This window comes from Serratia entomophila, assembly GCF_021462285.1.
Classification (GTDB): Bacteria; Pseudomonadota; Gammaproteobacteria; order Enterobacterales; family Enterobacteriaceae; genus Serratia; species Serratia entomophila.
The window spans coordinates 523,579-535,164 of the sequence record NZ_CP082787.1 but is presented as its reverse complement, the minus strand read 5'-3'; the positions used below and the strand labels follow the sequence as shown (position 1 = coordinate 535,164).

Annotated in this window: 13 protein-coding genes; all 13 read right to left on the bottom strand. The window is 59.6% G+C overall.

What is annotated here, in order from left to right; translation table 11 throughout:
- Positions 1–18: 18 nt before the first annotated feature.
- The 13 genes from KHA73_RS02520 to KHA73_RS02460 all read right to left on the bottom strand — a co-directional run bounded on the left by KHA73_RS02520 (position 19) and on the right by KHA73_RS02460 (position 11,525).
- Complete coding sequence (locus KHA73_RS02520; protein ID WP_234588292.1) at positions 19–750, bottom strand: energy transducer TonB; 732 nt, start codon at positions 748–750, stop codon at positions 19–21.
- Position 751: 1 nt separating this feature from the next.
- The gene (locus KHA73_RS02515; protein ID WP_234588290.1) at positions 752–1,159 is read right to left on the bottom strand and encodes an ExbD/TolR family protein; all 408 of its coding nucleotides are present in this window, start codon (positions 1,157–1,159) and stop codon (positions 752–754) included.
- Positions 1,160–1,539: 380 nt separating this feature from the next.
- Positions 1,540–2,856 carry an FKBP-type peptidyl-prolyl cis-trans isomerase N-terminal domain-containing protein gene (locus KHA73_RS02510; protein ID WP_234588289.1) on the bottom strand — a complete coding sequence of 439 codons (1,317 nt, stop codon included), beginning with the start codon at positions 2,854–2,856 and terminating at the stop codon, positions 1,540–1,542.
- Positions 2,853–3,239, bottom strand: coding sequence for a hypothetical protein (locus tag KHA73_RS02505; RefSeq protein WP_234591171.1), 387 nt, complete (start codon positions 3,237–3,239; stop codon positions 2,853–2,855). The genes KHA73_RS02510 and KHA73_RS02505 overlap by 4 nt, the downstream gene beginning before the upstream one ends.
- Positions 3,240–3,271: 32 nt before the next feature.
- Positions 3,272–3,886, bottom strand: a complete 615-nt coding sequence (locus KHA73_RS02500) for a helix-turn-helix transcriptional regulator (protein ID WP_234588283.1) — start codon at positions 3,884–3,886, stop codon at positions 3,272–3,274.
- A gap of 279 nt (positions 3,887–4,165) precedes the next feature.
- Entirely contained in the window at positions 4,166–4,561 is a 396-nt protein-coding gene (locus KHA73_RS02495) for a hypothetical protein (protein ID WP_234588281.1), read from the bottom strand.
- Positions 4,562–5,237: 676 nt separating this feature from the next.
- Complete coding sequence (locus KHA73_RS02490; RefSeq protein ID WP_234588279.1) at positions 5,238–5,774, bottom strand: fimbrial protein; 537 nt, start codon at positions 5,772–5,774, stop codon at positions 5,238–5,240.
- Between the two features lie 10 nt (positions 5,775–5,784).
- Positions 5,785–6,276 carry a fimbrial protein gene (locus tag KHA73_RS02485; RefSeq protein ID WP_234588277.1) on the bottom strand — a complete coding sequence of 164 codons (492 nt, stop codon included), beginning with the start codon at positions 6,274–6,276 and terminating at the stop codon, positions 5,785–5,787.
- A gap of 11 nt (positions 6,277–6,287) precedes the next feature.
- Positions 6,288–6,782, bottom strand: a complete 495-nt coding sequence (locus tag KHA73_RS02480; protein ID WP_234588275.1) for a fimbrial protein — start codon at positions 6,780–6,782, stop codon at positions 6,288–6,290.
- A 28-nt stretch (positions 6,783–6,810) separates the two neighbouring features.
- Positions 6,811–7,467 carry a fimbrial protein gene (locus KHA73_RS02475; protein ID WP_234588273.1) on the bottom strand — a complete coding sequence of 219 codons (657 nt, stop codon included), beginning with the start codon at positions 7,465–7,467 and terminating at the stop codon, positions 6,811–6,813.
- Between the two features lie 36 nt (positions 7,468–7,503).
- A complete protein-coding gene (locus KHA73_RS02470) occupies positions 7,504–8,292 on the bottom strand; it encodes a fimbria/pilus periplasmic chaperone (protein ID WP_234588271.1) in 789 nt (262 codons plus the stop codon).
- A gap of 69 nt (positions 8,293–8,361) precedes the next feature.
- A complete protein-coding gene (locus KHA73_RS02465; RefSeq protein ID WP_234588269.1) occupies positions 8,362–10,935 on the bottom strand; it encodes an outer membrane usher protein in 2,574 nt (857 codons plus the stop codon).
- 62 nt (positions 10,936–10,997) lie between these two features.
- Positions 10,998–11,525 (bottom strand): fimbrial protein, encoded by a 528-nt coding sequence (locus KHA73_RS02460; protein ID WP_234588267.1) that lies wholly within the window; start codon positions 11,523–11,525, stop codon positions 10,998–11,000.
- Positions 11,526–11,586 lie beyond the last annotated feature (61 nt).

Here is an 11,586-nt window from a genome sequence, read left to right as displayed (position 1 = left end):
AAACGATTAACCCTGGCGCTAAGGCGCCTGATAATTGAATGTTGCCGTAAATCTTTTGGTTGTTTGCCCGGCGAAGGCCTCGCTGGGGAACGCCTTAACCTGGCTGATGCTTTGCAGGCTGCTCATCGCGGCGCGGTTCAGCAGCATGTTGGCGGCCTTGCTGGCGATGCCGGAAGACAACACCCGGCCGCTGCGGTCGACCTCCAGCCACACCTCGACGTTGCCCTGCGGCCGTTCCAGCGAAGCCTGGCGCCCGCTGGGGTAGCGTTTGGTTTGTTCCAGTTCGCGGCGCAGCGCCTGCAGATAGCCGTTTTCGATCGCCTGGGCGTTAACCTTCGGCGCGGCCGGGGCGGGCTGTGCCGCCGGCTTGCTGACCAAAGCGCGCGGCGCGGGCTGCACCGGCGCCGGTTTCGCTTTCTCCACCGGTTTGGTCTTCTCCTTTACCGGTTTTGGCTTCGGCTTCGGCTGCGGTTTTGGCACCGGCTTGGCCTCGACGATCGGCTCCGGGGCCGGCACGATCGGTTCAGGGACAGGTTCAGGCTCCGGCGGCGGCGGCTCGGGCTGCGGCTCCGGCGGCGTTTCCGGCGCCGGCGCAGGTTCAGGCTCGACCAACGCCAGCTCCATGGTGGTTTCATCATAGTGCGGCTGGATTTTCAGCGCCGCCTGCTGGCTGGCGAACAGCAAAAAGCCGGCGACGATCAGGGCCGGCAGCCAGCTGAAGAGGTGACGTGAACGATAGAGCAGATACATGTCACAGCTTCCGGGTGGCGATAGAGACGGAGAAGAAACCGCCCTGACGCAGGTTGTCCATCACCGCCACCAGCCGCTCAACCGCCACGCCCTTGTCGCTGTTGACGATAATGGTGGTGGTCTGATTTTGCTGCTGTTGCTGCTTCAGCGTGCTGACCAGCGCGTCAAGCGCGATCGGCTGGCCGTCCAGCTGCAGCTGCTCATCGGCGCCCAGGGTGATGATGGCCTTCTTCTGCGGCTTAAGCTGCTGCGCGCTGCCGGCGGACGGCAGCTGGGTTTTCAGCCCCAGAGCAGGAATGACGTTCAGGCTGATCAAGACAAAAAACACCAGCAAAAACATCATCACGTCGATCATCGGGATCAGCTCGATGTGCGCTTTGTTCTTCTTCGGTTCGTTCCAGTTGCGCATGGCGCCCCCTTGCAAAAGCAAAGCAGCCAATATAGGAGGCGTTTGTTTACCTTTCGTTACGCTTTTGTGATCTTATTTTCACAGTGTGGAGTTTTTGCGAGAATTTTTTCAATGCCGGGTGGTGAACGCGGAGATATAACTCATTAATTGGCGATAGTTTTTATCGGAATAATCGCGGAGCCGGCCTACCGGGGAACAGGCCAGCGAGGCGCCTATGTGATAATAGTGACAGAAATGACGGCAATGATTACGGGCGGCGGCTGACGCCCGTCGAACCGCCGCCGCTCTCACCCCTGGTGCCATACCCGAGCAAGGCCGGCGCATCGCGCAACCGGCATCACCTGGGCGCTCTCCTTGCCAATCTCCTTGTTATCCCAAGCTCATCGCTTATCTGCAGGCCGGCTGTTGTCGATGCGCAACTCATATACCATGGTGGCATTCGCCGGCACCTTGGGCGGATAGCCTGCCTCGCCATACGCCAACGCCGGCGGCACGACCATCGTCAGCGAGCCATGGTTTTTCAGCAGGCCAATCGCCTCGCGGAACAGCGGCGGGAAATCCGTCAACGGCTGCGACAGCACCTTCCCCGTCAAATCCATGTCCTGGATCACCGTGCCATCGGTCAAAGACTCCCTGACCACCACATCGACGACGGCATCGTCGGCAAGCGCTGCATCACCGGCATAATCCACCCGATACCAAAAGCCGGATGGCGCCTGGATGACGCCTTTTTCCTTTTTGAACGCGTTGATGAAGGCATCGTTCTTTTGCCGCTGAGTCTCGCCAAACGCGCTTCTTGCGCGATCGACGGCGGTCTCCGACTCCGTCAACGCTCTGGACAACACATCGGTGGTCAACTGATACTGCCCGGAAAAGGCGTCGATCACACCGGCCAGCACGGTCTGGCGATCGGCAGTTATCCCCCACATCTGGCGCTCAGTCAGCATCTCGATGATGTCGCGCCCAAGCGCACTGCCGGCGGCATAGGCCTGGCGCCTCTCGGGTTTGGCCAGCTCCTCTGGCTTAACCAGCCATTTCGCCCGTTCGCGCAGCCCTTTTATATCGTCCTGCAGCTGAAGCACCTGCCGATCCTGTTCCGCCTCGCGCGCCAGCGCCTGCTGCTCACGAGCGCTATTCTGCTGCAACTGCGTTTTCATATCATCCAGGCGCATTTTCAATGCCCCCAACTGCTGCTGACTGGCGGCCAATGCTTGTTGGCTGTGCGCCATCTGCTGGCGAGCCTGCGTGATAAGCTCGGCGCTTCGCTGAGCATCCGGAGTCCCCCGCACCGCCGTACTCAACTGACTGACCCATTGGCGCAACGGAACAAAATCGGCCGGTTTGACGCCCGGCGTTGATTCCGGGCGCGCGTTTTTTTCCGCTACAGCGAGCGCCTGGCGCAATGCCGCCAACTGTTTATCCTGCTCGCGAAGCGCGCCCTTCAGTTGACCGAGCTGCTCCTCGCGTTGCTTAAGCGTGCTGCGCCAACCCTTATCACTCGCCGCCGGCGCATTGCTCTGCGCTGCCGCCGGCTGATTCGCGGGCGCCGCCGGCTGCTGGCTGCTGCGGTACTGTTCGGCAAACTGCAGCAACGCCGGCACGCCATCCTCCGCACGCACCGCGCCACCCGGCAGACAGATCAGTGCCAATGCAGCCGCCAGCCGGCGCAGACGGAGCCCATTGTGCACAGGGATCATTTCAGCCGCTCCCCGCGCTCAGCCAGCCCGTTCAGCATGGCCTGCGTAATGTTGGCGCACATGCGATTAACCTTGTAACGGTACAGCGCATCCACCGTATCCTGCGTCTCCGAGTTGACCCGCGTTCGCAACCCGGCGTACTGCGCCGCCCCGCTCATAAGCCGGTCAAATTCCTGGCGCAGCGTTTTTTGCCGTTCCGGGTCGATACCCTCGAGCGCCTCGAGCTCCTTTTGACACTGCGTCAGTCTGTCTGCCTCACGCTGCGCTTTGGTTTGATCCGTCTCTGCTTGAACCACCTCGTCGGCCGCGGCGCTTTGGGTCACTGCGGGGGACGGCTTGCCTTTGGCGCAGCCGCTCAGCAGGACGACGCTTGCCAGCAGCATCAGGATAGAACGTGTTGGACTCAGGCTTCTGTTCACGATTTCACTCTCTTTTCAAAATCCAGGCCGCCTTGGCGCAGCCATCGATACAGCTCATGGTTACGTTGAAATCCCAGCTTGCGCATGGCCGTGCGTTTATGGCTGCTGAGCGTCTTTGGGCTTAAGTGCAGGAGCCGGCAGACCCGGGCCGGCTCGAGCTCATAGTGTATGCAGCGCAGCACCTCAAACTCTCGGGGGGTGAGCGTTCGGGTGCAGCGTTCGCACCTGGCTTGAAAGAATGCCCCATCGGCCCGCCACTCCAGCGCCCGATCTATCAGGTGGGTCACTGTGGATATCTTGTCCCGCCGGCCGATAACCCCCCTGCGACTACGACACGGAGACATGGAAATCCCTGGCCGGTGCTGCGGCTCCCTGATGGTGATGATCGCCGTCTGCCCATCACGCCAGGGAACATCCATCAGACGACAGGGCGGCAATGCTCCCCTTCCCGATTCGGTCAGGATCAGCAAGTCAACTATTTCGCTATAAGGCGCCCTCACGAACTGCACCTCCCTACCGTGCCGCGTAAAATAGTCGCGCAAGAGGTGTTCTACCCCCTGAGCAAAAAAACGGTTGTTGTCCTGAATCGCGACAATAAAACGGTGATTCATTTCAATTCCTCTAGAGACCTTATTTTTCGCGGCTAATTTCCACGACGATATTGACCTGCGCGATAGCAGGCACCACTAACGTGGCATACCCTTCGTCATGCCGATGCCCAATAGGGGTTCGCACTCATAACTGACGAATAAAAATAGCCTACTTAATCAACCCGATTAATATGATTAAAAATCACGGTTACAATAACTGAAATATATTCATCTCATTCAATCGTGATCGGGTGAGCCGCATCGACGCTAAGAAAACAATGAATAAATAACTTAAATACATCACCAAGGGGAAACAACCAGGACCGTAGAGGCGCGATGATCTCCGGCGGCGGCGTTCGTTGTCGTGAGATCGGAACTTATCTCCAGCTGGGTGCCATTGGTCAGCTGTGCCGTTAATTTGGTGCGTATGCCCACGGCGAGATTGAGCTCATCCCCACCAACGAAACTGATTTTCGGCTTGGTGCCACATTCGACAGTGCCATTGATCTTGCGAACGCTGCGCGCCGTCGGCACCATCACCCCATGGTCCAGCAGCGGGCTCGGCAATTCGATATCGCAGGTTACACCGGGCGGCAACGGCTTTTGGCAGAATCGGTCCCCGCCATTCGCTGCGCTCAACGCGCTTATCACGCCGTACGGGGTATACAGGCTCGACCCGGACATATAGCCAAACATGACGCATTCGCCCCCCGGCCCTGCCCCAGTGTGCCCAGTCCAGGTCGTGCTGGTCGCGCAGGTGCTGTCCTGGGTAAGCGCCCAGCTGCCGCCCGCAATGGTTTGGCATTTCCCGGTTAATGTCGGGTTATGTGAGCCAGTATCAGTTCTCCAAACACAGCCGGAAAACGGTTTTTCATATCCAGGTACAGAACTCCCGTAATCACAGTGTACGCCATAGGCTCTGATCGAGGTCGCCGTGGTCGTCGGCTTTGACATCTGGGGCTCTCCGTAGTCGAAGCCGGTCCCCGAATGGGAATAGCTGACACTGGAATCACAATAGCCGCCGCTACTGTTAGAACATGATGTTATTTTCGGATCGGTAAGGCGCGGCCATTTTAGCGTTTCGCCATACGCTGGCCAGATACACATAGCGCTCAAGAAAATGAGGGCGTATCGCATAATTACTCCTGTAACCTGGTTTATTCATTAATGCCCGGTTTTAATGAGAAAATCATCGAGAAAAAAACCGACCGCCGGATTTTAAATAATGCCGACAGCCGATCCACGATGTTCCTATAATATTTTCTGCTAGCAACGGAGCTGTCATATTCGCCGTGCCGCAAAAAACCTGTTTTATTATCCTGAACTGTCTCCAAATAAATGAAGTTCAATCCTCTCTCACCGCAGTGCTGCTTTACTCATATTCCAGGTTGAACGTCGCCACCGCGCTGAATGGCCCACGCCCTATCGTTTTGTCCGTTATCGCCTTCGGCTCTCCCCGCACATAGGCCTTCAGCGCGATCCGGCTATTGCCCGCCTGCAGCGGATAGTCGCCGCTCTCTTTATTGAGCCACAGCGGTTTCGCTTCCAGCGTCTCCAGCCCTATCGCGATGCCCGTTGCTTCGCTGGCCGCGTCGATGGCCAGTAGCCCCGGCAACGCCGTATTCTCCGTGCCGGTAAAGGTGACCTTTACCGTTTTGCCCAATTCCAGATCGCACTCGGCCAGACGTATCTCAAACGGCTGCCCCAGCGTGCGGCTATTCAGGTACAGGTATTTGTCGATAACCGTACCGAAATCCAGCTGGATTTCTTCATCCCCCGGCAAGATAGTGCAGGGATCCGTCACCAGGTTACCGGTATACGAAATATTCACCGACGGCGGCGCCGCGGCCGGCGCATGAGCGCTGACTCCCAGCAACAGCAGGGCGCAGGTCACATTTTTGATACGCATCTCCACTCCTTTACGGGTATTCAAGTTGCAACGTCGCACCCGCGGTAAAGGCGCCGTCCTGCAGCTCAGCACTCGCCTTCTTTACCGGCGTGGCGATAAATGTCGATGAGCCCACATAGGCGGGGATAGGCAACGTGCTCCCCACGGCAAACGGCGAGGTTACGCCTTGAAGAGAGGTATGCCGGAGTTGGATACCAAAATCCGGAATATTGCTCTGCACCGCCGCCGGATCAAAGGCGGTGGCATTGCCGACGTAACGTAATATTTTGTCGGTACTGGTGCCCTTGCAGTCATATATTATCTGGAACGTCTGTGCGTAATTCTCGCCATCAACCTTATTGACGCCGACATCGCCAAAATCAATCGCTATCGGCTGCCCCCCATTGATTTCACAGGGCGGATGCTCCAGCAATGTCCCCCGGAAACTCATATTTTCCGCCGCCTGCAGCGATGCGCCGCTCAGCATGACCGCGATGAACGTGAGAATGGGCGTTGTCTTCATGATCCCCTCCTTCACTGGTAATGCACCATCAGCGTGGCGCCGGCGCTAAAATCCCCGCCCGGCAAGGTTACCCCTGCTCGTTTCACCGGCACCGCCTGCAACACAGGCTTGTTCGGGTAAGTGAAATTCATCCAATTGTTTAGCGGCAGCGGCTGACCGTCAGCCCGTATCGCAATGCCGAAGTCCGCCACATTGGTTTGCAGGGCCGTGTTATCAAACGGGGTGGGGTTACCCTGGATGGCCAGCCTCATCGCGTTGGTCATTTGTCCCTTGCACTCCAGGCTGTAATCGACCGTTTGCAGATATTGGTTGCCATCCACCCGCGGTGCGATAATGTCACCAAAGTCCACTTCAATTACCCTGTCGTTATTGATAACGCACGGCGGCTGCTCAACTACGGTGACTTTCACCGTCACCGTGACCGAGTTCGACGCCTGGGCCAGCAGCGGCAGGGCGGCCAGCAGGCCCGCCAGACCACGCCGGACCAGCCGGTCGTTCAGCGTCATTACGGCTCTCTCCATCGTACTGCCCGCCTCAGTCATAGCTCAGATGAAAGTCCACCACGGCCCGATAGCTCCCCGCCATCAGATTCGCCGGCGTCCGTTCAGGGATAACCCTATAGGTCAGCGTATCCTGCCCTGGCATCAGCAGCAGCGGCGCGCCGCGGCTGCCCAGCCGGACATCGTCGCCCCGCGCATCTTCCAGGCGCAATCCAAGCCCGGAAACGCCCTCCGCCTTCACCAGCTGCGAGTTATCCGCATCGCGCACGGCCCGAAAGCTCACCGTTACTGCCGGCTGGCCGTCCGCGCTGACCGTGCCGCCGCGGCGCAGGTCGCGGCTGCCCGCCGAGTTGCGCAGGCAGTCCGCCAGACGCAGCTCGAACCTTACCGGCTCGCCCTGGGAACCGACCGCCTGCAGCCGCCCCGTACCCGTTTCGCCCAGCGCGATATCCTGGCGCGCGCTGGTCATCTCCAGCCGGCAGGCGCTCTCCGTCAGCGCACCGTGCACATACAAAGTGCCATTCGCCCCGTCGACGTTCCAGTTGTCCACCGCCTGCGCCGACGGCAGCAGCCACAGCGTCATCCCCAGGGTCAGCGGCACCATCAGCGCCAGCCCGCCCAGCGTCCCGTAATAACGCAACTCACTGAGCCAGGGGACGAACTGCGCCTTGCTGCCCGTGTTCTTTGCCATTGTCGCCTCCCGCGTCACTGCTATTGTCTGGAGCGGTTACCCGCCTTTCTTCTCCGGCACCACCGCGCACGTAGCGCCGCTGCAGCTGAAACTCAGCTGCGGGCGGCCGCCGTAGTCGTTGACGTAGGTCAGTACCGGGCTGTTCCCCACGCTGGCCGCGCTGACCGTCAGCGGCAGGCTGCCCTTCGGAGGCACCATCATCGGTGCGAAGCCTTTGACGCCGGGACCACCTTTCTTGTTACCCGCATCCACCAGGGTGACGTAGTACGGCGTCGGGTTGTTCACCAGGTAGCTGTCGCCCTGCCGGCTCAGCGTCAGCTGCTCCTGCGGCGGCGGTGCGTTCTTCTCCATCGCAATGCCCGACGGCCGGTAGAACAGCTTGATGCGCGTTTGCAGCGCAATCTGCAGCGTATTCGGCTTATTGCTCTTTGGCGGGATCTCCCGCAGGTTGAAGTAATAGACCGTCTCACGGTCCTGCGGCAGCAGCTTCGCCGCCGGCAACGCCTGGATTTTCACCTGGCTCGGCTTGCCCGGCTCGATGCGCTGCACCGGCGGCAACACCGTCAGGGGGCTCTGGATCTTGCTGCCTTCCTCATCCTCAATCCAACCCTGCGCCAGGTATGGCAGCTGCTTGTTCTGGTTGCTGACGTTCAGGCTCACCGACCTCTGGCCGCCGTCGAACACCACTCGGGTGCGATCCAGCGCGATCGCCGCCTGGGCCTGCTGCTGCGCCACCGCGCCCAACAGGGCGACGGCCAACGCCGCCCTGCTTAAGCTGCGTTTGCTCACGAACGCCGCCGAGCCCTGTTCTCTGTGTTTCGTCATCATCACTTCGCTCTTGCGCCTCTCTTCTCATTCCAGGCCCTGCGGCCTGGCAACATTATTGATTGCGGGTTAAACGTCATCACTCGGCGATGACGATTTTGCATCCTGTCTCGGCTCCATCGCCGGCTTATCCAACGGATGGCACGGCAGCAACAAGGTGTTCATCAGCATATCTGCCGGCAGCGGCGCCGGCAGGCGCACCTCGCACTGCGCCCCGCCGTTCCAGTGCACCCTCATCGTCTCGCCGGCGTTGATGCCGCCCAGATATACGCTGCCGCCTTCGCTGACGATGCCGGTCTCCTGCTTGCGGGCGTTCAACACCCTGGCGCCGAACGGCGGTTCGCTGCCGTCGGCCAGTTTGATCACCGCCATCGCCTTCTCACCGGCAATCACCTCAAACTGGCGGTAACCGATCGCCCCCTCTGTCAGCGTCGCCTGCACGACTGAAGTGATAGCCTCGGCGTTGTCACCCAGCTGGTTCAGGTCGATGCTGGCCTTGTTGCGGTAGTAGCTGTTCACATCGCCAATCACCGCCTTGCCCCAGGCGTTGGTGCGGCTGACGCTGCCGTAGCCGCGCACCGGCACCTCCGGCACGCCGTGGGTGTCGATCAGCATGCGAGTCCCTCCCCCCGAACCGCTGCGGTGCAGCGCTCCGCCCTCGGCCGTCAGCGTCATGCCCCCCTGGGCCGACAGCCCGACCGCGCGGTAACGCCCCTCCTGGTAGCTGGCGTTGGCGCTCATCTGAGTCAGATCGCCATCGTGGGTGTAATACCCGCTCAGGCTGGCGCCGCTGCGCGACGCGCCGGTACTCAGCTGGTAGTTGTTGCGCTCGTCGACCCGGTCGTAATAGCTCACCCGATGCGTCGCGTCGCTGCGGTTGAGCGTGGTGTTGTAGCCCAGGGTCGAGCGATCCCCCCACGGCATCGACAGCGACAGGTACGCGCCGTCGTCTTTAGTGCCGTTGTATTCGTTGCGGTAGGCCGACAGCGACAGGCTCACGTTGCGGAACCGCCCCACGTCGAAATAGCGCGACAGCGTCAGGTTGTAGCGGTTGTTGGCCGGGCGATCCCAGTACGTCTCGTGGCTGTAGTTGAGATAGCTGCTCAGCCCCCAGTCGCGGAAGTGCTTGTTGAAGGTGATGGTGTACATCTCCTTGCCACCGCCGGTGCGCTCGCCGTAGTCACGGGCGTCCAGATACTCGTTCATGCTCATGAAGTTCTGCTCCGAGAAGCGATAGCCGGCGAAGGTTACCTGGCTGTCGTATTCGTCGAAGTTCTTTGAGTAGCTCAGACGGTAAGAACCGCCGCTGAGCGTACCGCCCTCCTGCGGCAACCGCGCCCGCGATTGGGTGGCGTCGAACGACAGCGCTCCCAGCACCATCAGATCCCGGCCGATACCCAGCGACAGCGCGTTGTAGTCGCCGCCCGCCAGCGCACCGCCGTACAGTGACCAACCGTTGCTCACCCCCCAGGAAAACTCGCCGGTGCCGAACAGCGGCCCGCGCGCATGGTGCCCGAAGTCGGAAGGCTTGCCCGCCGCCAGCTTGAAGCGCACCGAGCCTGGGCGCGTCAGGTACGGGATACTGGCGGTGTTCATCACAAACTCCTGCACGCCGCCATCCTGCTCTTCCACGCGCACGTTCAGCTCGCCGCTAACCGCATCGTTGATGTCCTGGATACGGAACGGCCCGGCCGCCACAGTGGTCTCGTACAGCACCCGCCCCTGCTGGCTGACGGTCACTTTGGCATTGGTCCTGGCCACGCCGGAGACTTCCGGCGCGTAACCGCGCAGGTTGGGCGGCAGCATGTTGTCGTCCGAGACCAGGCTGGCCCCGGTGAAACGGAAGCTGTCGAACATGCCGGAGTCAAGGTAGCTTTCTCCCAGCGTCATTTTCGAACGCAGCGACGGCACTGCCCGGTAGGCATAGTAGCGGCCCCAGTCCAGCTGTTTGCTGGTCGATAAGCCCGCTCCGGTCTGGTGATCCAGGTTGGCCTGCCAGTCGGCGCGCAGTCGCCAGGCACCCAGGTTGGCGCCGGCGGTGCCGTTGCCGCTCAGCGAGTAGCCGTTGGTTCCGCTACGCTGGTTCTTTTGCGTCCGGGCATTGAGGTTGTAATCGAACAGCAGCCCAGGGATGCCCTCATCCCAGCGCGACGGCGGATCCCAGTTCTCGTCGGTATACTCGAGGAACGCCTGCGGAATGCTCAGGTAGAGAGAAGAAGTGGAAAGATCCCCTTTTACCGACATGCCCGCCACGCTGCCCTCATCCAGGCACTCCCCCTGATGCCACCAGGTGAGGCCCTTCATTGCGCTCTCTTTGAGGCCCAATTGTTCGACCAGGGCCTTATTGATACAGGCCCGGCTGCCGTTCGGATCATTTTCCGGCACGTAGAACTGAATCGGCTTCTCCGGCAGCTCATTCTTATTAATGTGCACCACCATGCCGTAAGCGCCCGGCATGATGTATCCCCCGCGCGCAAACTGGCTCAGGTCAATATTTTTCCGGTCATTAACGTCCAGCACGTCGGTGTTGAATTGGATCTCTTCGGCAGCGAACACCACTGTCGACGGCGTCCCCAGCGCCAGAGAAATACACAGCCCCAGCGTCTGAAGGCGCACCCATTTCCCAGAAAGCGACACTCTCATACCTTTCAACCTTTAATCGTTATTCGCCCTGTCCCGCCGATATTGGCGTCGCTTTATTCCCTTCAGAAATAATCAAGTTTGAAGCGGATAGAAGAAAAATAATCTCCGGATTTCAGTGCATGCTGGTTAGCGACCAGCCTGAGGTTATAATTCAGCCTCATATTTCCCGAAAAAATATCTTCCCGCGGCAAAGGGCGACCCGGCAGCGCAATATTCCCGAGCTCATCAGTAATTTGCAGAGCGATGCCAGAGGCTTCGCCACGAACACCAAATAAGTCACCTTCCGCATCACCATCAAAGGTCACCTGGAATTGCGTCCAACTCGGTTTTTTACCCTGCTGACGTTCAAGCTCACAATTAACCAATTCGATAGAAAAAGGTTTTCTTCGTCCTTGTCCGTCGCGCGTAATATCGGCCAGTGGCACCACATCCATATCGATAGACTGATCGCGACTCTCAATGGCGATGGCACAGGCCGTATCAATAATGGCTCCTTGCATATTTACCACTCCCCAACCAAAATAGGTATTCCCTGCCATAGCGGGCATCAAGCTGGTTATAAATATGCAAGTAAACACTATGATACGCATTTATATCTCCCTCATTCCTCGCGCTGTTTAAGTTGGCATGCAGGCTTTGCCCGCATGCCAA